At 58.1% G+C, this 24108-nt stretch carries 24 protein-coding genes and 1 tRNA gene; 10 read left to right on the forward strand and 15 right to left on the reverse strand.

Going from position 1 to position 24108, the window contains the following annotated elements; translation table 11 throughout:
- Positions 1-12 precede the first annotated feature (12 nt).
- On the forward strand, positions 13-2160 hold the full coding sequence (locus tag TK42_RS03445) for a 3-hydroxyacyl-CoA dehydrogenase NAD-binding domain-containing protein (protein ID WP_103733606.1): 2148 nt from the start codon (positions 13-15) through the stop codon (positions 2158-2160).
- A gap of 92 nt (positions 2161-2252) precedes the next feature.
- Complete coding sequence (locus tag TK42_RS03450; RefSeq protein WP_032879891.1) at positions 2253-2978, forward strand: amidotransferase; 726 nt, start codon at positions 2253-2255, stop codon at positions 2976-2978.
- Here the strand turns inward: TK42_RS03450 and TK42_RS03455 are convergent.
- From TK42_RS03455 to TK42_RS03465, 3 genes are all read right to left on the reverse strand, one after another.
- A complete protein-coding gene (locus TK42_RS03455) occupies positions 2975-3946 on the reverse strand; it encodes a magnesium and cobalt transport protein CorA (protein WP_032879893.1) in 972 nt (323 codons plus the stop codon). The genes TK42_RS03450 and TK42_RS03455 overlap by 4 nt on opposite strands.
- 156 nt (positions 3947-4102) lie before the next feature.
- Positions 4103-4846: a 1-acylglycerol-3-phosphate O-acyltransferase gene (locus TK42_RS03460; RefSeq protein ID WP_103733607.1), complete on the reverse strand. Its 744-nt coding sequence runs from the start codon at positions 4844-4846 to the stop codon at positions 4103-4105.
- Between the two features lie 212 nt (positions 4847-5058).
- Positions 5059-5751 (reverse strand): crotonase/enoyl-CoA hydratase family protein, encoded by a 693-nt coding sequence (locus tag TK42_RS03465; protein ID WP_032879897.1) that lies wholly within the window; start codon positions 5749-5751, stop codon positions 5059-5061.
- Positions 5752-6072: 321 nt separating this feature from the next.
- Here TK42_RS03465 and TK42_RS03470 point away from each other — a divergent pair.
- The 3 genes from TK42_RS03470 (at position 6073) to TK42_RS26755 (ending at position 7838) form a co-directional block, all read left to right on the forward strand.
- A tRNA-Ser gene (locus TK42_RS03470) sits at positions 6073-6162 on the forward strand.
- A 179-nt stretch (positions 6163-6341) separates the two neighbouring features.
- Entirely contained in the window at positions 6342-6545 is a 204-nt protein-coding gene (locus TK42_RS03475; protein ID WP_103733608.1) for a hypothetical protein, read from the forward strand.
- Positions 6546-6761: 216 nt separating this feature from the next.
- Entirely contained in the window at positions 6762-7838 is a 1077-nt protein-coding gene (locus tag TK42_RS26755) for a hypothetical protein (protein WP_146097861.1), read from the forward strand.
- A gap of 134 nt (positions 7839-7972) precedes the next feature.
- Here TK42_RS26755 and TK42_RS03485 read toward each other — a convergent pair whose 3' ends face one another.
- From TK42_RS03485 to TK42_RS03500, 4 genes are all read right to left on the reverse strand, one after another.
- On the reverse strand, positions 7973-8242 hold the full coding sequence (locus TK42_RS03485) for a short-chain dehydrogenase (RefSeq protein WP_103733610.1): 270 nt from the start codon (positions 8240-8242) through the stop codon (positions 7973-7975).
- A 327-nt stretch (positions 8243-8569) separates the two neighbouring features.
- Positions 8570-9610 carry a DMT family transporter gene (locus TK42_RS03490; protein WP_103733611.1) on the reverse strand — a complete coding sequence of 347 codons (1041 nt, stop codon included), beginning with the start codon at positions 9608-9610 and terminating at the stop codon, positions 8570-8572.
- Positions 9611-9679: 69 nt separating this feature from the next.
- Positions 9680-10015: a hypothetical protein gene (locus tag TK42_RS03495; protein ID WP_103733852.1), complete on the reverse strand. Its 336-nt coding sequence runs from the start codon at positions 10013-10015 to the stop codon at positions 9680-9682.
- A gap of 145 nt (positions 10016-10160) precedes the next feature.
- Positions 10161-10535 (reverse strand): DUF2784 domain-containing protein, encoded by a 375-nt coding sequence (locus TK42_RS03500; protein WP_005790428.1) that lies wholly within the window; start codon positions 10533-10535, stop codon positions 10161-10163.
- Between the two features lie 108 nt (positions 10536-10643).
- Here TK42_RS03500 and TK42_RS03505 point away from each other — a divergent pair, with 108 nt between their 5' ends.
- Complete coding sequence (locus tag TK42_RS03505) at positions 10644-11330, forward strand: HAD-IA family hydrolase (RefSeq protein WP_103733612.1); 687 nt, start codon at positions 10644-10646, stop codon at positions 11328-11330.
- A 127-nt stretch (positions 11331-11457) separates the two neighbouring features.
- On the opposite strand, the gene TK42_RS03510 is transcribed toward TK42_RS03505, so the two are convergent.
- On the reverse strand, positions 11458-12204 hold the full coding sequence (locus TK42_RS03510; protein ID WP_103733613.1) for a 3-oxoacyl-ACP reductase family protein: 747 nt from the start codon (positions 12202-12204) through the stop codon (positions 11458-11460).
- Between the two features lie 105 nt (positions 12205-12309).
- On the opposite strand from TK42_RS03510, the gene TK42_RS03515 reads away from it, so the two are divergent.
- Positions 12310-13233 carry a LysR family transcriptional regulator gene (locus TK42_RS03515; protein WP_032879902.1) on the forward strand — a complete coding sequence of 308 codons (924 nt, stop codon included), beginning with the start codon at positions 12310-12312 and terminating at the stop codon, positions 13231-13233.
- Positions 13234-13349: 116 nt separating this feature from the next.
- Here the strand turns inward: TK42_RS03515 and TK42_RS03520 are convergent, their stop codons facing one another.
- The 3 genes from TK42_RS03520 to TK42_RS03530 form a co-directional block, all read right to left on the reverse strand.
- A complete protein-coding gene (locus TK42_RS03520; protein ID WP_032879903.1) occupies positions 13350-14078 on the reverse strand; it encodes an aspartate/glutamate racemase family protein in 729 nt (242 codons plus the stop codon).
- Positions 14079-14091: 13 nt separating this feature from the next.
- Positions 14092-15621, reverse strand: a complete 1530-nt coding sequence (locus TK42_RS03525; protein WP_103733614.1) for an NCS1 family nucleobase:cation symporter-1 — start codon at positions 15619-15621, stop codon at positions 14092-14094.
- A 474-nt stretch (positions 15622-16095) separates the two neighbouring features.
- Positions 16096-16830 carry a phosphoadenylyl-sulfate reductase gene (locus TK42_RS03530; protein ID WP_032879905.1) on the reverse strand — a complete coding sequence of 245 codons (735 nt, stop codon included), beginning with the start codon at positions 16828-16830 and terminating at the stop codon, positions 16096-16098.
- Between the two features lie 148 nt (positions 16831-16978).
- Between TK42_RS03530 and thrH the strand changes: the two genes are divergently transcribed.
- Positions 16979-17596, forward strand: a complete 618-nt coding sequence (gene thrH / locus TK42_RS03535) for a bifunctional phosphoserine phosphatase/homoserine phosphotransferase ThrH (RefSeq protein WP_005790415.1) — start codon at positions 16979-16981, stop codon at positions 17594-17596.
- Between the two features lie 110 nt (positions 17597-17706).
- Here the strand turns inward: thrH and pabB are convergent, their stop codons facing one another.
- The 4 genes from pabB to TK42_RS03555 form a co-directional block, all read right to left on the reverse strand.
- The gene (gene pabB, locus TK42_RS03540; protein ID WP_103733615.1) at positions 17707-19050 is read right to left on the reverse strand and encodes an aminodeoxychorismate synthase component I; all 1344 of its coding nucleotides are present in this window, start codon (positions 19048-19050) and stop codon (positions 17707-17709) included.
- 101 nt (positions 19051-19151) lie between these two features.
- Positions 19152-20138, reverse strand: a complete 987-nt coding sequence (locus tag TK42_RS03545) for an alpha-L-glutamate ligase-like protein (protein ID WP_005790412.1) — start codon at positions 20136-20138, stop codon at positions 19152-19154.
- On the reverse strand, positions 20138-21670 hold the full coding sequence (locus TK42_RS03550) for an inactive transglutaminase family protein (protein WP_103733616.1): 1533 nt from the start codon (positions 21668-21670) through the stop codon (positions 20138-20140). Before TK42_RS03550 ends, TK42_RS03545 begins: the two co-directional genes overlap by 1 nt.
- 5 nt (positions 21671-21675) lie before the next feature.
- Complete coding sequence (locus tag TK42_RS03555; RefSeq protein WP_032879908.1) at positions 21676-22212, reverse strand: ATP-dependent zinc protease; 537 nt, start codon at positions 22210-22212, stop codon at positions 21676-21678.
- Between the two features lie 271 nt (positions 22213-22483).
- On the opposite strand from TK42_RS03555, the gene TK42_RS03560 reads away from it, so the two are divergent.
- Both TK42_RS03560 and prpB read left to right on the forward strand, forming a co-directional pair.
- Positions 22484-23197, forward strand: a complete 714-nt coding sequence (locus TK42_RS03560) for a GntR family transcriptional regulator (protein WP_032879909.1) — start codon at positions 22484-22486, stop codon at positions 23195-23197.
- Positions 23194-24087 (forward strand): methylisocitrate lyase, encoded by an 894-nt coding sequence (prpB, locus tag TK42_RS03565; RefSeq protein ID WP_032879910.1) that lies wholly within the window; start codon positions 23194-23196, stop codon positions 24085-24087. The genes TK42_RS03560 and prpB overlap by 4 nt, the downstream gene beginning before the upstream one ends.
- Positions 24088-24108 lie beyond the last annotated feature (21 nt).

Below are 24108 nucleotides of genomic sequence, written 5' to 3' on the forward strand. Positions count from 1 at the left end.
AAGGAATTTGTCATGACCGATGCCATTCGTTACGAAAAAGGCCAGGACCAGATCGTGGTACTGACCCTGGACATGCCCGGCCAGAGCGCCAACACCATGAACGCCGTCTACCGCGAAGCGATGGCGGCCACCGTCACGCGCCTGGAAGCAGAAAAGGACCAGATTGCCGGGGTGGTGATCACCTCGGCCAAGAAGACCTTTTTTGCCGGTGGCGACCTCAATGAACTGATCAAGGTCGACAAGGCCCAAGCCAAGGATTTCCATGACAGCGTACGGGTGCTGAAAGCGCAGTTACGCCGCCTGGAAACCCTCGGCAAGCCGGTGGTGGCCGCGATCAATGGCGCGGCCTTGGGCGGTGGCTGGGAAATTTGCCTGGCCTGCCATCATCGGGTCGCGCTGGACGACAAGTCCGTGCAGTTGGGCCTGCCCGAAGTCACCCTTGGCCTGTTGCCGGGCGGCGGCGGGGTGGTGCGCATGGTGCGGATGCTGGGTCTGGAAAAAGCCCTGCCGTATTTGCTCGAAGGCAAAAAAGTCCGGCCCGCCCAGGCACTGCAAGCAGGCTTGATTGATCAATTGGCGGCTGATCGCGATGAGCTGCTGGCCAAGTCCCGCGCCTGGATTCTCGCCAATCCCGAGGCCAGGCAACCCTGGGACAACAAGGGGTATCAGATCCCTGGCGGCACGCCGTCCAACCCCAAAGTCGCGCAGATGCTCGCCATTGCCCCGTCGATGTTGCGCAGCAAAACCAATGGCTGTTTCCCGGCACCGGAGAAAATCCTCTGCGCCGCCGTTGAAGGTGCCCAAGTGGATTTCGACACCGCACACCTGATCGAAACCCGCTACTTCACCGAACTGGTGACCGGGCAGGTGGCGAAAAACATGATCGGCACCTTCTGGTTTCAGCTTAATGAAATCAATGCCGGCAGCTCACGCCCACAGGGTTTTGCCCCTCACGTCACCCGTAAGGTCGGTGTGCTCGGCGCCGGGATGATGGGTGCGGGCATCGCCTATGTCAGTGCCTGTGCGGGGGTCGAGGTGGTGCTCAAAGACATCAATCTCGCCGCCGCCGAAAAGGGCAAAGCCCATAGCGCTGCCTTGCTGGACAAGAAAGTCAGCCGTGGGCAATTGACCGCCGAACAGCGCGAAGCCACCTTGGCGCGCATTCACCCTACGCAGGATGATGCTGACCTGGCCGGCTGTGACCTGATCATCGAGGCGGTGTTCGAAGACCGCGAACTCAAGGCCAGGGTCTCGGCCGCCGCACAAAGCGTGGTCGGTGCCGATGCGGTGATCGCCTCCAACACTTCCACTTTGCCCATCAGCGGCCTGGCCACGGCGGTGCCGGCCCCATCCAGGTTTATCGGCCTGCACTTCTTCAGCCCCGTGGACAAGATGCCCCTGGTGGAAATCATCAAAGGCACCCACACCAGCGATGAGACCCTGGCCCGCGGTTTCGATTTCGTCCTGCAAATCAAGAAAACCCCGATTGTGGTCAACGACAGCCGTGGCTTCTTCACCTCGCGGGTCTTCGGCACCTTCACCAACGAAGGCATTGCCATGCTCGGCGAAGGCGTGGCCGCGCCGATGATCGAGACCGAAGCGCGCAAGGCCGGGATGCCGGTGGGGCCGCTGGCGGTGTCCGATGAAGTGTCCCTCAGCCTGATGAGCCATATCCGACAGCAAACCGCCAAGGATCTGCAGGCCGAAGGCAAGGCATTGCCGAATCATCCGGCGACAGCGGTGATTGATTTGCTGGTGAATGAATACAAGCGCACCGGCAAGGCGGCGGGCGGCGGTTTTTACGATTACCCCGCCGGTGGTCAGAAGCACCTGTGGCCAGAGTTGAAAAACCGGTTCGAACGGCCCGGCAATCGAATTTCACCCCAGGACGTGCGCGACCGCTTGCTGTTTATCCAGGCCATCGAAACCGTGCGCTGCGTGGAGGAGGGCGTGTTGATGTCCACGGCTGACGCCAACGTCGGTTCGATCTTCGGCATCGGCTTTGCCGCGTGGAGTGGCGGCGCGCTGCAGTTTATCAACCAATACGGGCTGAACGATTTTGTCGCCCGCGCTCGTTATTTGGCCGAAGAGTATGGGGAGCGCTTCTCGCCACCGGCGTTGTTGCTGGAGAAAGCGGCACAGGGCGAAGTGTTCGGCTGAGCAAAATGTGGGAGGGGAGCTTGCCTTGAGGGTGTATTTCAAGGCAGGCTCTGGGGTGTGCAATATTCCCATCGCCGTGTCAGGTATTTTTTATGTCGCTACGCGTCTGCATCCTGGAAACCGATATCCTGCGTCCAGGCTTGATCGATCAGTACCAAGGTTACGGGCAGATGTTCAAGCGCCTGTTCGCCAAGCAACCGATTGCCGCCGAATTTGTCGTCTACAACGTGGTGCAGGGCGAATACCCGCCGGATGACGAGGTGTTTGACGCGTACCTGATCACCGGCAGCAAGGCCGACTCGTTCGGCACTGACCCCTGGATCCAGACCCTCAAGGCTTATTTGCTCACACGGTACGAGCGTGGCGACAAGTTGCTGGGTGTGTGCTTTGGCCATCAGTTGCTCGCCCTGCTACTGGGCGGCAAGGCCGAGCGTGCCAGCCAGGGTTGGGGCATGGGCACCCACGCCTACAAGCTGGATGCCAAGACGCCATGGATGAGCCCCGAGGTGCCGGAGCTGACGCTATTGATCAGCCACCAGGATCAAGTCACCACGTTGCCGGACAATGCCACGGTCATCGCTTCCAGCGAGTTCTGCCCGTTCGCCGCTTACCACATCGGCGATCAGGTGCTGTGCTTCCAGGGCCATCCGGAATTTATCCATGATTATTCCCGCGAGTTGCTGGAGATTCTTCAGACAACCCTGGGTGAGAAGGTCTACACCAACGGCGTGGCCAGCCTGGATCGCGACCACCACGGCGTAACCGTGGCGGAGTGGATGATGCGCTTTGTCGCACACAAGCCGGATACCGCGGCCTAAAGCCAGCCTGAACGCTTGAAGCTGGCCCACAAACCGCCACAGCCCACAGCAATAAACCCGAGCACCGCAAAATAGCCGTAATGCCATTGCAGTTCGGGCATGTTCTGAAAGTTCATCCCGTAGATCCCCGCCACCGCCGTGGGGAACGCCAGGATCGCCGCCCACGCGGCGAACTTGCGCTGCACCACGCTCTGGCGCGACGCCTCCAGCAACACACCGATCTCGATGGTCTGGCTGGCAATGTCGCGCAGGGTGGTGAGGTCTTCCATCTGCCGCGTAACGTGGATTTGCACATCGCGGAAATACGGGCGCATGTTCTTGTCGATAAACGGAAAGCTCAGCTTCTGCAACTCTTGGCTGATTTCCACCATCGGCGCCACATGACGCTTGAGCCGCAGCACATCACGACGCAGGCCGTGGAGGTGCTGGATATCGCGCTCATTGAGTGAACTGCACAGCACATTGCGCTCCAGCTCATCGATTTCGGCGTGAATCGCCTCGCTGACCGGCTGGTAGTTCTCGGTGACGAAATCCAGCAGTGCATAGAGTACGAAGTCTTCCCCATGCTCCAGCAACAGCGGCCGCGCCTCACAGCGTTGGCGCACAAAACCGTAGGACGCCGAGTGACCGTTGCGTGCAGTGATGATGTAGCCGTTGCCGGCAAAGATATGGGTTTCGATAAACTCCAGCTTGCCGTTCTCGCGCACCGGTGAGTAGGTGACGATAAACAGCGCGTCACCGAAGGTTTCCAGCTTCGGGCGGCTGTGCTTTTCCATGGCGTCTTCGATGGCCAGTTCATGCAGGTTGAACTGGCGTTGCAGGTTGTTCAACTCCTGGGCGCTGGGCTCTTCCAGGCCGATCCACACAAAGTGTCCGGGTTTGGCGGCCCAGGCCGCGCCTTCATCGAGGGTGATATCCGAGACTTTTTTTCCGGCGCTGTAGACGGCCGCCGCAACAACTCTACCCATGGTGCTGATCACTTCTTATAAGAGGACAGATGTTGGGCAGCTTAGCCTGAATGGCGTTCCGTTGTTGCTGACTGATATTGCCCATTCCCTTGTGGAGCGAGCTTGCTCGCGAAGATCATCAACGATGACGCAGCGCTATCAGATGACCCGCGTCGCTTACACGGTTTTCGCGAGCAAGCTCGCTCCTGCAAGTTCACGGTCCATTGTTTCAATGCATGCGGTCATTTGCGCATGACAGTCCAGCATCAATTGAGGGATGTCATCTACCGTCATGCCAGTGGTAGGAATCGGCGGCAACGACCGGATCAGCACTTCCCCGCTGTTCCAGCGGTTGAGCTGCATCTGCGTTACATAATTGCTGACACACACCTGCACGATAGGCACGCCGGCCGCAATCGCCATATGAAACGCACCTTTCTTGAACGGCAACAGCCCTTTACCCAGGTTGCGCGTACCTTCCGGGAACACCCAGATCGACGTGTCCTTGTGTTGCAAGGTCTGGGTGGTGGTGAGCATGGCGCGTCGGGCCTTGTGCGCATTACCGCGGTCGATCAGCACATTGCCCGCCAGCCAGAACAACTGGCCGAACAGCGGCACCCATTTCAAGCTTTTCTTGGCGATGCATACGGTGCGGTGCGGCACTACATTGCCAAGTACAAACAGGTCGTAGTTGGACTGGTGGTTGGCGATCACCACACAGGTGCCGGGCTTGTTGCGCAGCGAGTCGACATCCGTCTTCACCTTCAGGCGCAAGATCCACATGGCTGGCAATGCGTAAAGGCGGGCGCAGAGGCGGCTGTTGTCCGGATTGAATGGCCGGCATACCCCTAAAAGTACGCCCAATACCCCTGCGATCATAAAGTGCAGGCCCATCAACAACATACGTAACAGAAAAAGCATCGAAGCGGCCCATCGGGACAAAAGGTGGCGCAGTGTACGGATGTGCACTGTATTCGGCAATTGCCCCTACAGAGGTGGGAGATAGGCGATGTTTAAGCGCATGTTTCCACATATGCCCACAAAGGCCGGCTAGAGCGGCTACGGATATGTCGGATTCATTTGTAAGAAAAAGCCCGACACTAGGTCGGGCTCGGGTAAGACGGATGTAGGTGTTAACTCAGATTGTGGCCCTGATCCTGGATGATCGCATCATCCAGGGCTTCCAGCAGTGCGCGGCGCACTTTCAACTTGGTGTGCTTGTGGGCATTCATATTGATCTTCTTCAACTGACGTGCCGCTTCCAGGGCGGCTGCGTGCAATTCCTCCGGTGCCACCACCTTATCGAGGAAGCCCGCTTGCAAGGCGCCTTGCGGGTCAAACATCTCGGCATTGATCACCGACCGATGGAACGCCGACTTGCGCAGACGATCCCGCGCCAACTCGATACCGGCGTGGTGCATGGTCATGCCGATTGCCACCTCATTCAAACCAATGCTGAACGGGCCTTCGACGCCGATACGGTAATCGGCCGACAACAACAGGAACGCGCCTTTGGCTACCGCATGGCCCGGGCAAGCCACAATCACCGGGAACGGGTGCGCCAACAAGCGCCGTGCCAAGGTCGAGCCCGACGTCACCAGGCTGATCGCTTCTTTAGGGCCGGCAGTCATCACCTTCAAATCATAACCACCCGACAAAATCCCCGGCGTGCCCGTAATGATCACCACCGCCCGATCCTTCTCGGCCTGATCCAGCGCAGCATTGAATTCACTGACCACCGCCGGAGAAATGGCATTCACCTTGCCGTTGCTCAGGGTCAGGGTCGCGATACCGTCTTCGAAGTGGTAGGCAATCAACTCACTCATGACGCGGTTCCTTGTAGGGTTTGTTATAGAGGTAGATGCGCAGACGTTACTCACCACGCCCGCGCTGGTAAAGCGCCGTGACTGACTACCCAGTCAGGCTTTTCCTGCATCCCCAAGGGTAGACGGCCCGCAGCAGGGCGCAGCAACCGTCCCAGACGCCTGCCGCCGGTGCCCGAGAATGGCACAATCATCACCCCTTGCCGGGCGGGGAATGGCATAACGGTCTAACCGCATGAAAATTCTGAAAAAAACCTTTGCCATCAGAAAGGCTTTCGACTACATTAGCGCGCCTCGACAGACTGAACTGGTTTGACGAGATACGGTGAAGTGTCCGAGTGGCTTAAGGAGCACGCCTGGAAAGTGTGTATACAAGAAATTGTATCGAGAGTTCGAATCTCTCCTTCACCGCCATATTTTGAAACCGCAAACCCCTGATTTTCCTAGAGAAAGTCAGGGGTTTGTGGTTTTTGGTGTCCGAAAAATGGCCATATGGGACAGATCGGTGTTTTTGGGGAGGCAAAGAAGTCCCATCGGCATGGCCAATGAGCTACGCTCGCTGAGCCATCACGGCGCAATCACAGGGAGCATGTATGGATTTCGAAGACGTAGGTGAAGTTGTTTCTGTGGGTACCACTAAAGCTGCCAACGAGCGTTTGGCTGAAGGCTGGACCTTACTAACCGTGGTTGGGGATCGAGATGGGGCTCGTTACGTTTTTGGCCGGAAAAAGCTGAATGCTATGGAGCAGGCGATAGCCAATGCACAAGGCAAGGTGCTGCGCCCTGTCGATGAGTAAATGAATAATCTAGTTATATTGCGATTATGTAGACTCGACAAGTCTTCTGTCTCGCCAATTGTGGTGATTCGATAGGACGTGTTTTTTAAGTATTTGAGTCAACTTGGTTGTGGCGTAACTGTTGTCAGCCCAATAAGAAAATTTTTGTCATCTTAGGTTGTTATGGGTTGGTGCGTATTATATTGAGATCGAAGTTGGTTCTTGAAGTAGAGGATTATGGAAAATATCTTTTCGGCTTTGAAGTTGTTGGTTCCAATGCTGTTGACTCCGATAATCAATAGGTTTATTTCGACATTCCGTGTTAGGCAACTTTATCTTGGTTTTGATGAGGTTCTACCTTGTGTTTTGCCGGATACCATGGGCTACACGGTTTGTGTGCATATATATAATAAAGGTAAAGATAAGGAGACTAAGGTTGAGGTGGTTTTTCCTAATTCATCGCTATGTCAGGTTTTGGCATGTAACTACTCAGGTGTTGCGGTAGAAGGTAATAAGGTTGTCGTGGATCGAATTCTTCCAAAACAAGTAGTGATTTTAAATGTCTACTTGGATTCGACCGTGCCGATGTCTTCGCTAAGTAAACCCTCTATAAAATCTGAGGATGCGAATGGCAAAGCGTATAAGGGACAAGGAAATATTCCTCCAAGTTTAGGGCCCGCAGTGATGGGGTTATCGTTCTTTGCAGCATTATTCATAACTTTTATGTATATAGTTTTTTCTGGGTCTAATATTTTTTACCCTTACTATGCACTCAGGTATAGCTCTCTTATGGGGCAGGGTATCACCCCTGCTGGGTTTTCAGATAACTTTCTGGTTTCTAAAGCTAGCTTTGCATCTAGTTCGCCTATAACAATAAATAAGGTTTATGTTGAAGGTCGCAAAATAATTCTCCCTTTAAGAGTGCGAAATGTCACGGGCACGAAAATAAAAATTACTATCCTTCATGATATGGATAATGAAGATTATAAGGTGGAGAAAGAAAGGTCTCGTACTGAGGATCTGAGCTTGGAACAAGGTGTAAAAGCACGAGAAATGATAGAAGAGAAGTACGGTTATTTTTCGGGTGATGAATTGTTTTTTTCGGATATAGTCTTGGGGGCGGGAGAGGATAGGACGTTATTGTTAGCTCATACAGTTTTGCCTACTACGACTGTTGATAATTTTAATTTTTTTATCAGTATAGAAAGAGGCAGTTATGACGGTGAAAGTTTCAGGGATCATTATGTTTTCAATATTAAAAAATCTAGTGAGCTTCCTAGGGTGATAGAGTTCTTGCAAACGCTCCAGCGCTAGCTGACTTATTTTGTAAAGAAAAGCGGACGGATTTATTTGATTTTCGCTTCACCACCAATTTGAAGCAAACAACCCCTCTGGTTTTAGAACCGGAGGGGTGTAGTTTTTGAGTCTCAAAATGTAGGTTTCTTAGATCATGCGCAAGGCACGTTCATCCGTCGTTCAATGACATCGAGCAAATCACACCCGTCCCGCAGAGGAATCGAGCAGAGCAGTGCAAAATCACTGAGCACCACCGCATCACTACTGATCTCACTGCGTAGTGCAAGGTTCTCAAGGACTTGTGTAACAGCACGAAGTCGATAGGTCGCGGCGTCGAGGAGTATTTCCAATGGCACGGTGGTATCGACAAAAAGGGCAGGGGTGGCGCTGTCGTTGCTGGTAAGGGCGATGTATTGGTTCATATGCGGAACTCCGGTTGTCAAAGGAGAGCAACCACACATTTGTCGCCAAACAAAAGGGTGGCAGCTGTACGCAGGTTGGCGAACCGGGACAATCGGAAAAACCGGCAGACCCGAAGGTCTCCCGCGCACAGCTACCGTCGAGCAGCTTATTGCGCGCAGAAGCATCCCGCAAATACATGGGGGAGTTTCTATCGATTTATCGTCGAGTCGCCAAACCCGGTCGCTATGTGAGCGACCGAAAGACTATAGGTGTGGCGATTTTAAAAAGGCAGCCTGTCGCTTCTGAATGGAGCGTAGGACGTTGCCCAAAGCCACCAGCACCCGCGCTCAATGCCTATGCCGATGATGCACATCCGGAAAATGCGCATGGCTGTGCTTCATCACCGCATGCACATGCACATGGCTATGAGGCTGCGCCGGATCCCACTCAAACCCATGCTCGTGTTGGTGATGTTCATCATGCACATGCCAATGCCCATGTTCCGTTGCCTCATGCACATGCTCATGGGCATGCCGCTCCGTCAGGTGCAGCCACACGCCTACGGCCATCAGCGCCGAGGCAATCCAGAACGCCACGGTCACCGACTCGCCAAATACTACCAACGCCACTGCGGCACCGAGGAAGGGTGCCGTGGAGAAATAAGCCCCGGTGCGCGCACTGCCCAGCCCGCGTAGCGCCAGTACGAACATCACCAGGCTGATGCCATAGCCGAGGAACCCCACCACCAGGATCGGCGCCAATTGCGACACCCCCGGAATCTGCGTCCCGAGGTAAAGCGCCAAACTGCAATTCACCAGCCCCGCAATCAAACCTTTGGCACCGGCGATAAAGAGCGCGTCAGACGCCGACACCTTGCGCGTCAGGTTGTTATCTATCCCCCAGCACAAACACGCCAGCGCAATGGCGAGCGGCCCGGTCCAGTCCTGGCTGCCGCCGCCGGCGCCCGTCCATGACAACACCACGCCGCCCAGCACAATGGCGACCATGCCGAGCACGATGCGCCGATCTGCGTTTTCTCTGAATACGACCCAGGCGATCACGGCGGTGAGCACTGATTCGAGGTTGAGCATCAAGGAGGCGGTGGCGCCGGCGGTGCGAATCAGGCCGAACATGAGGGCGACGGGGCCGAGGATGCCGCCGAAGGCTATGGCGCCGAGCAGCCAGGGCCATTGCGATGGGGTCAGCCCGGTAGGTTCCCAGCCGCGATCACGGATCAGACGTACGCCGGCAAGGCCAATGCCGCTGCCCAGGTAAAGCAGGCCGGCCAGCAATATAGGCGAGAGGCCCAGGCCGAGGCTTTTGGCGAGCGGAGTGCTGGCGCCGAACAGGGCGGCGGCCACGAGGGCGTAAATGATGCTGATGTTCATGGGCCATCCTCGAAGGTCAGGCCCATGATACGTCGCTTGCCGGGGTCAGCGCCCTGGCAGTTTCATACTTTATTGCGCGGTTTTCAGCTTGATCACATCACCGGAAATCTTGGTGGTGTAGCCGTTCAATACCCAGGCCAAGAACCACTTCTCCTGCACTTGGGTGTTGATCAGCGCGTCGCCGCCTTTGGCCTTGATGGCTGCATTCTGGGCGCGTACGAAACGGTTGTTCTGGCCGATTGGGATGACGCCCAACAGCATGATGCCGGTGGCGCTGGCTTCGCTGTGGCCGAGGACGGTGTATTGGCTGGCGTCGTATTGCTGGGTTTTCATGGCGGTGCCGGTGCAACCTGCCAGGGTGAAACCAAGAACAGCTGCTGCAACTACTTTACTGACGTATTTCACTTGAAACTCCATGGACTCAACCACGAGATTCAATTCCCGAGGGGGCGACACTTTAAGCGCTCGGTTGGCAGATTGAAAACAATCTGCCCAGGTTTCATGTTCAGGCTTGTGCGTGCGCCCAGGCGATCAAGCTCGGGTCTGAAGGTTATGCGCTTCTGCGTGCCAGCAAACTCCGGATCAACCGCCCATACACCACGGCATTGATCAATATCACCACCGCCCCCAGCAGCAGTTGAATATTCGCCGTCAGCCCGGCGGGGTAGATCAGCGTCAGGATGTAGTGCTCGATAAACCCACCGCCATAACCGTCTTGCCCGGCCAGGTGACGAAACAGGTTTTCCCAGCGGGTGAGGGGGCAGGGCAGGTGCAGCACCTCTACCGCGATCCCCCAGGCCACGGCGGGCAAGTGCAGCCACATTACCCTGGGCCATTTCAGGGCGAGCAGGCCACCGAACAGTACGAACAGGATAAAGGTCAGGTGAAACAGCACGAGGCCGTCGGCGACGAGTCGGTAGAGCATTGTGGGCACTTCGAAAGGAGGGGCAAACAGTCTAAAGGGTTGCTCGCCGGCAAGGGTGGCCGTTATTGTGCTGAATCCATTTAGTCCTTGCCCCAAGGTTGTATCGTGATGAATGCACCGCGTACCGCTGTCCCGATCAAAGCCGTGATTTTCGATATGGACGGGTTGTTGCTGGATACCGAAGGCATCTACACCGAAGTCACGCAGATCATCGCCGAGCGCTATGGCCGTACCTATGACTGGGGTATCAAGCAGCACATCATCGGGCGAGGCGCTCAGGATCTGGCCGATTACGTGGTCAAGGCGCTGGATTTGCCGATCACGCCCGCGCAGTTTCTGGAAATTCGCGAGCCGTTGATGAGCGAGCGCTTTCCCAAGGCCCTGGGTATGCCGGGCGCTGAAGCGTTGGTGCGGCATCTGAAGGCGCACAATATCCCGATTGCGGTGGGCACCAGTTCATCGCGTAACTCGTTTGGCCACAAGACCACCTTGCACCGCGAATGGTTTGGCCTGTTCGACACCATCGTCACTGCCGACGACCCGGAAGTCGGTGCGGCCAAGCCGGCGCCGGATATCTTCCTCACGGCTGCGCGCCGTCTGGGTGTGGCGCCTGAGGATTGCCTGGTGTTCGAAGATTCGCCGTTCGGCGTGACTGCGGCGAAGGCTGCCAACATGACCGCCATCGCCGTGCCCGATGAGGCCATGGCGGACAGCAAGTACCAACATGCTGACCAGATTATTCGCAAGCTCGCCGACTTTGATTTGGCCGCCTACGGCTTGCCCCCCATGGCCTGACCCCGCGCGGTCAAAAATGTGGGAGCTGGCTTGCCTGCGAAAGCGGTAGTGCAGTGACAGATGTGGCACTGACACACCGCCTTCGCGGGCAAGCCCGCTCCCACATTTGGTTTGCGGTTTTGCAAAATCAGGCGCTGAAACCACCATCGATGGTCAGGCTGGCGCCCGTGATATACCCGGCTTCCGGCCCGGCCAGATACGCCACAAAGCTGGCAATCTCCTCCACGTGCCCATACCTGCCCACCGCCATCAACCCGATCAAGCTTTCGGCAAACTCACTGTTCGCCGGGTTCATATCGGTATCCACCGGCCCGGGCTGCACGTTGTTGATGGTGATACCCCGTGGCCCCAGATCCCGCGCCAAACCCTTGGTCAACCCCACCAGCGCCGCCTTGCTCATGGCATAAGGCCCGCCACCACCGAAGGGCATACGCTCGGCGTTGGTGCTGCCGATATTGATTACGCGGCCACCTTCGCCCATGTGCCTGGCGGCTTCCTGGGTGGCGATAAATACGCTGCGCACGTTGATTGCCAGGGTCTGGTCGAAGTCCTCCAGCTTGAAGTCTTCCAGCGGCGCGATGGCCAGCACGCCTGCGTTGTTCACCAGGATATCCAGGCGCCCAAACGCATCGACCGTGGCGTTGACGGCATTGCGAATTGCCGTGGCATCGGCGCTGTCGGCTTGAATCGCCAGGGCTTTGCCGCCTTCGCTGATCACGTCGTGATGCAACGCTTGGGCCTTGGCGGCCGAACTGACGTAGGTAAAGGCGACTGCAGCACCCTGCGCGGCGAGGCGCTTGACGATGGCGGCGCCGATGCCGCGGGAACCGCCTTGAATCAGGGCGACTTTGCCGGTGAGGTTTTGTGTGGTCATGTCGATCTCCAAGTAGTTGATGGGCTGAGTATCGACCTGCCTCCGGTACGCCGGTAGACCGTGATTGCTATACTCTGTGTAAACCAAAAGTTTAGAGTGGCCGATATGGAGAGCTTTGGCAGTATCGAATGCTTTGTGCGCAGCGCCGAGGGTGGCAGCTTTGCCGAGGCGGCCCGGCACCTGAGCCTGACGCCCGCAGCCGTGGGCAAAAGTGTCGCCAAACTGGAAGCGCGCCTGGGTGTGCGGCTGTTTCAGCGCAGCACTCGGCGGCTTACGTTGACTGAAGCCGGCAAGTTATTCCTGGAAGAGGTCAGCGCCAGCCTCACCACTATCCAGAATGCTGTGGCCAACCTGGCCAGCGCCGAAGGGCGACCGGTGGGCACGCTCAAGGTCAGCATGGGCACGGTGGTCGGCTGTTTGTATATCGTGCCGCTGCTGGGGGAGTTTCTGAAACGCTACCCCGATATCAGCCCGGATTGGCATTTCGACAATCGCCAGGTCGATCTGATTGGCCAGGGCTTTGACGCGGCCCTTGGCGGCGGCTTTGAGTTGCCCCAAGGCGTGGTGGCACGCAAGCTGACGCCGGCTCACCGCGTGCTGGTGGCATCGCCTGACTATTTGGCGGCACGCCCAGCGGTGTTGCAGCCAGAAGACCTGGAGCACTGCGACGGCATCCTGATTCGCTCACCGCAAACCGGGCGAGTGCGCTCCTGGCAACTGACTCATCGCAATGGCGAGCACGGCCCGCTGAGTCTCAAACCGCGCATGACCATGAGCGACTCGCAGGCCGCCTGCATCTGCGCCGAACAGGGCTTGGGCGTTGCGCTGGTGAGCATGCCGTTTGCCGTACCCTGGCTGGCGAGCGGCAAGTTGCTGCGGGTATTGCCGGACTGGTATGTGAACGACGGCAATATTTGCATCTACTACGCCGAACATAAACTGCTGCCAGGCAAGACTCGGGCGTTTGTGGATTTCATCATCGAGCAGTTTGCCGAGCAGCAGTTAGGCCAAAGATTCAGTGCCATCTAACACCTTGTAGTGATCAAAATGTGGGAGGGGGCTTGCTCCCGATTGCGGTGGGCCAGCTATAGATAAGCTGGCTGATACACCGCTATCGGGAGCAAGCCCCCTCCCACATTTGATCTTCAGTGGCCGAACTTACCGGGCCAACCTATGACTTTCTTAGGCCTGGGTGCCGCATACGTCCTGACTTTGGACGTCGACAACCCCAACCTCACCAACGACTCGGCAACCATCACCGCCGCCGTCACCCCGTCCACCACCGGCACTCCGGTGCGTTTGCGAATCTGCTCATCCAGCCCGGCCATGCCGCCGCAGCCCAGGCAGATCACCTCGGCCTTGTCGTCGCGAATGGCCAGTTCCGCCTGGTGCACGATGGCTTCCATGGCGCCCAGCGGGTCTTCTTCCAGCTCCAGCACTGCCATGCCGCTGGCGCGCACCGAAGCGCAACGCTGGTAGAGGCCGGCGAGTTTCAGCCGGTCTTCAATCAGCGGCACAGTGCGGTCCAGGGTCGTCACCACCGAGTAGGCGTGCCCCAGGAACATCGCGGTGCTGGCCGCCGCCTCGGTGATATCCACCACCGGCACATTGAGCAGTTCCTGCAGGCCTTCACGGCCATGTTCGCCATAGCCGGCCTGGATCACCGCATCAAAGGGCTGGTCGTAGGCCATTACCCGATCCATCACGGCGATGGCTGCCAGATAGCTTTCAAAATTGCCTTCCACCGATTCTGCGCCGAAGTACGGGGTGAGCCCGACAATCTCGGTGCCCGGTGAAGCCACGGCCCGTGCTTGCTGGGCAATGGTGTCGGTGATCGATTCAGTGGTGTTGACGTTGACGACGAGGATACGCATGAAGAGTCCTTGTTTAATGACTGACGTTATCGACGGCAATGCTTTCGCCGCTGACATCGGCGTAGTGCGGCTGACGCTTGGCGATCAGCAGGTACAGCAACCCTGCGATGCCGGCGCCGAACAGCCAGGAAAACGGTGAAACGCTGGCAAACCCCGGCAACAGCGCCAGCAGGATGGCGATCACCGCGGCAGGAATAAACGCCGCCACGGCGCGCATATTCACCCCCCGGCTGTAGTAATAAACGCCAGTGGGGTCTTCGCTATACAGCTGCGGCACGTCCACCTGGCTTTTACGGATCAGCCAATAATCGACCATGATCACCCCGTACAACGGCCCCAGCAGCGCGCCCAGGCCAGACAGGAAGTACACAATCACCAGCGGGCTGTTGTAGAGGTTCCATGGCAGGATCAGCACCGCCACGAAGGCGCTGATCAACCCGGCGCGGCGAAAGTTCAGGTACTTGGGCGCCAGGTTGCTCAGCACAAAGGCCGGGGCGACGAAGTTGGCCATGATGTTCACCGCCACGGTAACGATCAGGAAGGCCAGGCAACCGAGCACCAGGAAGAAGGTATTGGGGATTGCCGCGATGATTTCGGTCGGGCTCTCGATCACTCGGCCATTGAGCTGGAACTGGCCGCCGCACAGCAGCACGGTAATGGCGGCGAACACCAGGATATTCACCGGCAGGCCCCAGAAATTGCCGACCTGGATGGTCTTGCGGCAGGGCGAAGAGCGGGCGAAGTCGCAAAAGTTGAGGATCAAGGTGCCGTAGATCGCCAGCCACAGCGCGCCACCGGCAAAGATATTGCGCCACATCTCGCCGCCGCTCAGCGGTTCACGGATCGACCAGGCGATATGCCCGCCTGCCTGGAAGTACATCCAGCCGGCCAACGCAGCCACCGTAAGCAAAATCACCGGCCCGGCGAAGCCTTCATAGCGGCGTACCATTTCCATGCCATAGGCGAGGATCACCAACTGCACCAGCCAGATCGCGACAAAACACGCCCAGCCCAGGCTCGACAGGCCCAGGATCGAGTTGTGGTCATAGTCGGCAAAGCCCGGATGAATCGCCGTCAGCAATACACGGAAAACCACCGACGCCAGGTACGTCTGGATACCAAACCAGGCAATCGCAATCACCGCCCGGATCAATGCTGGAATCTGCGCCCCGTGGATACCGAAACTGATGCGGCTGATCACGGGAAACGGCACACCGGTCTTCTGTCCCATGTACCCCGACAAGTTCATGAAGAAGTACACCAGCGCCGCGCCGATCCCCAGGGACAGCAATATTTGCCAGCCGCCCAAGCCCAATGCATATAAGCCGATGGCAAACGAATAGTTGGCGATGTTGTGCACGTCATTGGTCCACAGCGCAAAGATGCTATAGCGCCCCCAGCGTCGGCCCTCGATTTTGGTGGGGGCCAGGTCCTTGTTGTGCAGGCGCGGGCTGAGGACCAGGGGGCCGGGGCTTGCAGCCTCGGGGTGGAGGGTGGAGGAGGGCAGATCCAGCGCGATATTGCTCGAAAGACTTGTACGCATTCCGGCAGGCTCCAGCGCATCGGCAGCAAAGCGGCGGATGGCAAAGTGTATGTAGGTTTTGTATTTATTGTATACAAAGCGTACTTTTCACTAAGCCACATGCGTGCCAGTTTTCGTTATATGAAAAACGGGGATAATTTCTTTTTTATAGTATTTTTAAATAAACTACTGAATTGAAAGCAATATAAATTGACCGTTTGAACAGGTATTTATTTTTGATTGGGAGTAGCGTGATTCGGGGGTGTGGGGACTAGCAGAGATGAATGTTACGTTTTGGTGCGCTCGAATATGAGTTGCACACAAAAATGGCACCTATGGTTACAAGGTTGTGTACATTTTATGCTGCGCACAAAACAAAATGTGGGAGGGGGCTTGCTCCCGATAGCGGTATATCAGTCAGAAAATCTGCAACTGACCCACCGCTATCGGGAGCAAGCCCCCTCCCACATTTTTACCTCACCAGTTTGCCAGGCCTCAGGCCTTGCTGATGATATTCCCCGCATGCAGCCCGCATTCCTTCTGCGTGGCTTCTTCCCACCACCAGCGACCTTCGCGCTCATGCTGGTTCGGCAATACCGGGCGGGTGCAGGGCTCGCAGCCGATGCTGATAAAGCCGCGCTCATGCAGGCTGTTGTAAGGCAACTCCAACATGCGGATGTAACCCCACACCTCTTCGCTGGTCATCTGCGCCAGCGGGTTGAACTTGTACAGGGTACGTTCGGGGGTGGAGAAAGCCGTGTCGATTTCCAGCGCAGCCACCTGGCTGCGGGTGCCGGGGCTCTGGTCGCGGCGCTGGCCGGTGGCCCAGGCACTTACACTTGCGAGCTTGCGGCGCAGCGGTTCGATCTTGCGGATGCCGCAGCATTCGCCATGGCCGTCCTTATAGAAGCTGAACAGGCCCTTTTCCTTGACGAAGGGTTCCAGCTTGCTCTGGTCCGGCGAGATCAGTTCGATGTCGATCTTGTAGAACTCGCGCACCTGCTCGATAAACCGGTAGGTTTCCGGGTGCAGACGGCCAGTGTCGAGGCTGAATACCTTGACGTTCTTGTTCAGCTTCCAGGCCATGTCCACCAGCACCACATCCTCGGCACCGCTGAAGGAAATCCACAGGTCATCGCCGAACTGGCTGAACGCCAGCTTGAGAATATCCTGTGCAGACTTGTTGGCATAAGTCGCGGCGAGTTCAGCGACGTCGAAGGCTTGGTTCATCAGGACGGTTCCTACAGGTCAGTGGCGCTGAGCGCTCTATAGGCGGCGATGGTATCAAAATCTGCCGTGCGTTGCGGCGGCGTGCTTGAGTCGCTAGAGTTCGGCAGTCCTTTTGCCCGCTCAACTAATAAATCCAATGGAGTGTCTTGTGGAAATTGCCTGTCTTGACCTGGAAGGGGTGCTGGTTCCGGAAATCTGGATCGCCTTCGCCGAAAAAACCGGTATTGAATCCCTGCGCGCCACCACACGCGACATTCCCGACTATGACGTGCTGATGCAGCAGCGCCTGCGCATCCTCGACGAGCACGGGCTCAAACTGGCCGATATCCAGGCGGTTATTGCTACGCTCAAACCGTTGGACGGGGCCGTCGAGTTCGTCAACTGGCTGCGCGAACGCTTCCAGGTGGTGATCCTGTCCGACACCTTCTACGAATTCTCCCAACCGCTGATGCGCCAGCTGGGTTTCCCGACCTTGCTGTGCCACCGCTTGATCACTGATGAAAATGATCGGGTGGTGAGCTACCAGTTGCGCCAGAAAGACCCCAAGCGCCAGTCGGTATTGGCGTTCAAAAGCCTCTACTACCGCGTGATCGCTGCCGGTGACTCGTACAACGACACCACCATGCTGGGTGAAGCGGACCGTGGGATTCTGTTCCATGCGCCGGAGAATGTGATTCGCGAATTCCCGCAGTTCCCGGCGGTGCACACCTTTGAAGACTTGAAGAAAGAGTTTATCAAGGCGTCGAATCGGCAGTTGAGCCTGTAAGTTATGCGGCGCGACTGATTGCCCCATCGCAGGCAAGCCAGCTCCCACCTTTGATCGCGGCGCGGTCGAAGGTGGGAGGGGGCTTTCCCCCGATAGGGCCGGTACAGGCCCTACAAACTTTCCAAAGTCTGTAACAACACCCGCACCTTCGTCAGCGACTCCTGATACTCAGCCTGCCACTGCGAATCCGCCACAATCCCACCGCCACCCCAGCAACACACCTGCCCGTCCTTGACCAGCAAACTGCGGATGGCAATGGAGCTGTCCATCTCGCCGCGCACGTCCAGGTACACCAGCGAGCCGCAGTAAAGCCCGCGGCGGGTTGGCTCAAGTTCGTCGATGATCTGCATCGCACGGATCTTCGGCGCGCCGGTGATGGAGCCGCCGGGGAAGCTGCCGGCGATCAGGTCGAGGGCGTCTTTGTCGTCGGCCAGTACACCGGTGACACTGCTCACCAGGTGGTGCACGTTGGGGTAGCTTTCCAGGCTGAACAGCTCTGGCACTTTCACTGAGCCGATGCGGCAATTGCGACCGAGATCGTTGCGCAGCAGGTCGACGATCATCAGGTTTTCTGCGCGGTCCTTGGGGCTGGCGAGCAACTCGGCGGCGTTGGCGGCATCTTCTGCAGGTGTTACGCCGCGAGGGCGGGTGCCCTTGATCGGGCGGGTCTCGACCTGGCGTTCGCTGATGCGCACAAAGCGTTCCGGTGACAGGCTCAGTACCGCACCGTCATCGGGCAAGCTCTGGAACCCGGAAAACGGCGTGGGGCAGGCTTCGCGCAGGGCGCAATAGGCTGCCCAGGGATCCCCCATGCAGGGTGCGCGAAAGCGCTGGGCAAAGTTGACCTGATAGCAGTCGCCGGCCTGGATGTAATCCTGGATACGCGCGATGGCTTGGCGGTAGGCCTCTGCGGTGAGGTCTGGTGCCATCGGGCCCTGGAGTTTGAACGTCGCAGAGGTGTCGACAGTCCCGTGGCTGAACAGCGCGATCAACCGTTGTCGTTCGCTATCGGCCAGCGTGGGATGAAACACCAGTTGGCTGCTCCGGGCCTGGTGGTCGCTGATCAGCGCCCAGGCGTACAGCCCGAAGCGCGCGTCCGGCAGGTGCAGGTCATCCACCGCCAGGTGCGGCATGTTCTCAAGGTGCCGGCCGAAGTCGTAGCTCAGGTAGCCTATCAAGCCTCCGGCGAACGGCAACGGTAAATCGGCGGGGATTGCGGCTTCACCCAATCGCGTGAGGTTTTCCCGTAAGCGTTGCAGGAAATCACTGCCGCTTTCGTCCGGCTCTACCGTCAATGTCGCTTCCGGCCAGGCACTGAGCAGGTCATACCGGCCGCGCTCAGCCGTCGGCCGGCCGCTGTCGAGCAGTACCGCGCCTGGAGCATGGCGAATCGCCGCAAAATACTCGGCGGGGTTGGCCCGGTAGGGCAATGGGTGTACGGAGCAGGTCAACATGCGGGGTTGGATCAGCCAATGGCGCGGGGGAGGGGGATTGTAGTCCCCTGTAGGATTTGCTCCTAGAGGGGATGTCGGGGATAGACAGTTTGAAGACCGGATCAGCCTTCCACGGGCGGTATATGCCCAAACATCTCCTGCACGAACTTCACCCGCTCTTGCGGGGTTTCCGTCACGCCGGCAGCTTTGAGTTCCTCCAGTCGCGCCTCCACCGCATGGGTGCGCAAGGTCAGCCCGCAGTCATTGGCGATCTGGATATTCAGCCCCGGCCGTGCATTCAATTCAAGGATCAGCGGGCCTTTTTCCTGGTCCAGTACCATGTCCACGCCGATATAGCCCAGTCCGCACAGCTCATAGCAGCCAGCCGCAAGCTGCATGAAACCGTCCCAGTTGGGCAGTTGCACACCATCGACCGCATTGGTGGTGTCAGGGTGCTTGGTGATGATGTTGTTCAGCCAGGTACCGCGCAGGGTCAGGCCGGTGGCAAGGTCGACGCCTACGCCAATCGCGCCCTGGTGCAGGTTGGCCTTGCCGCCGGACTGGCGGGTCGGCAAGCGCAGCATGGCCATCACCGGGTAGCCCATCAGCACGATGATGCGAATATCCGGCACGCCTTCGTAGCTGATGCTCTTGAAGATCTGATCGGGCACCACGCGGTACTCGATCAGCGCCCGGTCGCGGTGGCCACCCAGTGAATACAGGCCAGTGAGGATGCTGGAAATCTGGTGCTCGATCTCTTCATGGCTGATGATCTTGCCGGACACCGTGCGATAGCGCCCTTCAAAACGGTCTGCCACCACCAGGATGCCGTCGCCGCCGGCACCCTGGGCGGGCTTGATCACGAAATCGCTGCGCCCACCGATGATCTCGTCGAGCTTGTCGATTTCCTTCTCGGTGGAGATCACCCCGTACATTTCCGGCACATGGATACCGGCGGCCAGCGCCCGTTCCTTGGTGATGATCTTGTCATCCACAATCGGGTACAGGCTGCGTTTGTTGTACTTGAGCACGTAGTCGGCGTTACGCCGATTGATGCCCATGATCCCGCGCGCTTCCAGGGCCTTCCAGGTTTTCCAGAAGCCAAACATCAGGAGTCAGCCTTCAGGAATGCCTTGAAACGCACCAGCTCGGTGAGGCGATAGCCGCGATAACGACCCATGGCCAGCATGAAGCCCACCAGAATCAGCAGGATCGCCGGGAAGGTAAACACGAAGTAAACCAGCTCCGGAACGCTCATGATGAGGTGGGCCAACGAGGCGGCGAACAGGGTACCAATCGCCACTTTCAGTGCATGGTTGGCGCCGCGCTCTTCCCAGGTAATCGACAGTCGCTCGATGGTCATCGTCAGGATCACCATCGGGAACAGCGCCACCGACAAGCCACGCTCCAGCCCCAGCTTATGGCTGAACAGGCTGATGGCGGCGATCAGTACCACCACGAAGGTCAGCACCACCGACAGCCTCGGCAGCATCTGCAGTTTCAAGTGTTCCAGATATGACCTGAGCGACAGCCCCAGTGCCGTGATAATCGTGAATAGCACAATGCCGAAGCCCAGTTGCGTCTCGCGGAACGCCAGGGCGATCAGCACCGGCGTGAAGGTGCCCAGGGTCTGCAGGCCGATCAGGTTGCGCAGGATCAGAATCATCAGCACGCCAATCGGGATCATCACCATGATCATGAAGGTCTGCTGGGTTTGCAGCGGCAGGCCGTACAGCGAGTATTCGAGGAAGTTGGCGTCGGTGTTTTCGTCGGTCAGCTTGGCCAGGCGAATCGCGTTCATTTCGCTGTTGTTGAGGCTGAAGGTCACCATGGCCTTCTTGCCGCCATCGACCGTGATCAGGTTTTCATCGCCGGTCCACCACAGCAGGCGGTCGGCGGGCAGGCCCTGTTCACCGGTCTCCGGGTTGAAGTACAGCCAGTCGTTGCCGTTGAAGCTGCGCAGCCACAGTTCCGGGGTTTGCGGCTGGTCGGCCACCAGGCGGATGGTGTGGACTTTCTCCACCGGCACATGGGCGATGGACAGCAGCAGCTCGACGATCCTGGCCTTGTGCGGCGTCGACGGGTCGCCGGCCAGCAGCAGCTTCACATTGTCGTCGTTGAGGTTGTTGGTGCGCTTGATGGCTTCGCTGATAAAGGTCTCGACGTCGGCCGAGTGCTGGCGGATCGGCGCCAGCAAGGCTTCGGCGGCGATTTTTTCCGGGCCTTCCACGGCGATGCTGTCGCGGAAGGTCGGGCCCTTGATCTTGACCTTTTCGCCGCTGTAACGCTTGGTCAGCACCAGGCGGTAATACAGGGTCTGGTTGCCTTTGGCCCGGCGTGCCGACCAGGTGACCTTGCGGTTGCCGTCGATGCGGTTGACGCTGACTCCGTAGTTGTTGGAGATAAAGCTTTCATTAAGGCTGACGAAGTCGCGGCTCAGTGGCGGCACGAACATCTGGATCTTGACCGGGTCCTTGGGGTTGGCGACGAACTCGACCTTGGCGTCGATGTTCCACAAGTCGTCGGTGGCATCCTCGGTCACGGGGATCCCCAGCACGAAAATCTGATAGGCGGTGACCGAAATGCCGAGCACCACCAGGAAGGTGATCAGGATTTTCAGGTGCAGGGTCAGAGAGCGCATTCGGTTTACTCGGCGGTATGAGCGTCGGCGACGCAGGCGGGTTTGCCTGCTGCATATTTAAGACTGGGGTCGACCAGCGCATCAAAGCGTTTCAGCGCTTCGGAGCCGATCAGCAGCGGGTATTGGAAGCTGCTGCGGTCAGTCAAGTTCACTTCGATGCTGCGTAAAGCAGTACCCATGCAGATATCCAGGGCAACCACCGGACGGGCGGTGTAGTTCTTGTCCTCATCGGGGTCGTAGTCGCCGGCGCGGCGCTTGATCTTGCTGACGCGGGCCAGGGGCAGTTCGATGGGGTGGGAGTGGGCGGTGTCGATGGCCAGGTAGAAGCGTACCCAGGTTTCGCCGTTGCGCTTGAAGCGCTTGATATCGCGGGCGCTCAACGAGGCGGTCTTGGCGCCGGTGTCGAGCTTGGCCGCGACTTCCAGGTCGATACCGTCCAGCTTGGCGTATTCATTGAGGCCATACACCGTTTTCTCGGCGGTGAAGCCAAGGCTGGGTAGCAACAGTAGGCAAACAAACAGGGGGAAGGGCTTGAGTCTCATAAATCCTGAGGCGGTGCCGTGCGATGTTCAATTCAAGGCGACTGGCATTGCTGCGCAAACTCCCTCGTGCGCCGTTTCATCCAGAGATGTCAGGCAAATACGCCGGGCATTCTAACATGATGCTTTTTTGGCGCCAGCGCTGGCAGGCGGCCATGCCTTGGATGGGTTATTCAGGCGTATTAGACGATTGTCGACAATGTGTATTTATTCTTTGACTGTTAAGGGGTAATTAGCTAGTTTTTGCGGCATTGATTTTAAAGGTGTCGACAATATGCTGGGTCAGGCGGAAATTCCGATAGCGGCGTCAGACGATTCCCAAACCATGTCCGAGAACGTTTTTCGGCGTATCCAGGCCGCCATCGTCAAAGGTGAAATCGCCCCCGGCAGCAAGATTTCCGAGCCGGAACTGGCGCGTACCTACGGCATCAGCCGCGGCCCGCTGCGCGAGGCGATCCACCGCCTGGAAGGCCAGCGCCTGCTGGTGCGCGTGCCTCACGTCGGCGCACGGGTTGTGTCGTTGAGTCATGCCGAGCTGATCGAACTCTATGAGATCCGCGAGTCCCTGGAAGGCATGGCCTGCCGCCTCGCTGCCGAGCGCATGACCGACGCAGAAATCGAAGAGCTGCGCCAGGTATTGCACACCCATGAGCGCGATGCCGCGTTCCAGGCCGGTGTTGGCTACTACCAGCAGGAAGGCGACTTCGACTTTCATTACCGGATCATCCAGGGCGCCGGTAACCGCACCCTGACCCAAATGCTCTGCGGCGAGCTGTACCAACTGGTGCGCATGTACCGCATCCAGTTTTCCGCCACCCCCAATCGTCCACGCCAGGCCTTTGCCGAACACCACCGCATTCTCGACGCGATTGCCGATCGCGATGGTGAATTGGCCGAACTGTTGATGCGCCGGCATATCGGCGCCTCCAAACGCAACATCGCCCGTCACTTCCCGGACGGTGCTCCTTCATCACGAGGTGAGTCATGAGTTCCCATAACAACAGCACTCCCGGCCAGCGTTTCCGTGACGCAGTCGCCAGCGAACAGCCTTTGCAAGTTGTTGGTGCAATCAATGCCAACCACGCGTTGCTGGCCAAGCGCGCCGGCTTCAAGGCTATTTACCTGTCGGGTGGCGGTGTCGCCGCCGGCTCGCTCGGCGTGCCGGACCTGGGTATTACCGGGTTGGATGACGTACTCACCGACGTGCGCCGCATTACCGACGTCTGCGACCTGCCGCTGCTGGTGGACGTGGACACCGGTTTCGGCTCCTCGGCGTTCAATGTGGCGCGCACCGTCAAGTCGATGATCAAGTTCGGCGCCGCCGCCATCCATATCGAAGACCAGGTCGGCGCCAAGCGCTGCGGGCATCGCCCCAATAAAGAGATCGTGTCGCAGCAGGAAATGGTCGACCGCATCAAGGCTGCCGTGGATGCGCGTACCGATGACAGCTTCGTGATCATGGCGCGCACCGACGCCCTGGCGGTCGAGGGCCTGGAGTCTGCCCTTGAACGTGCCGCCGCGTGTATCGAAGCCGGTGCCGACATGGTCTTCCCGGAAGCCATCACCGAGCTCGAGATGTACAAGCTGTTCGCTTCCCGCGTAAAGGCGCCGATCCTGGCTAACATTACCGAGTTCGGCGCGACGCCGCTGTACACCACCGAACAGTTGAAATCTGCGGATGTTTCCATTGTGCTGTACCCGCTCTCGGCCTTCCGTGCCATGAACAAGGCCGCCGAGAACGTCTACACCGCGATCCGTCGCGACGGCACCCAACAGAACGTGATCGACACCATGCAAACGCGCATGGAGCTCTACGATCGCATCGACTACCACACCTTCGAGCAGAAGCTCGACGCGCTGTTTGCCGCGAAAAAATAATGCGGTGCGCCTCCCTAATAA

It is taken from the genome of Pseudomonas sp. GZJR-8 (genome assembly GCF_002916705.1).
GTDB lineage: Bacteria > Pseudomonadota > Gammaproteobacteria > Pseudomonadales > Pseudomonadaceae > Aquipseudomonas > Aquipseudomonas synxantha_A.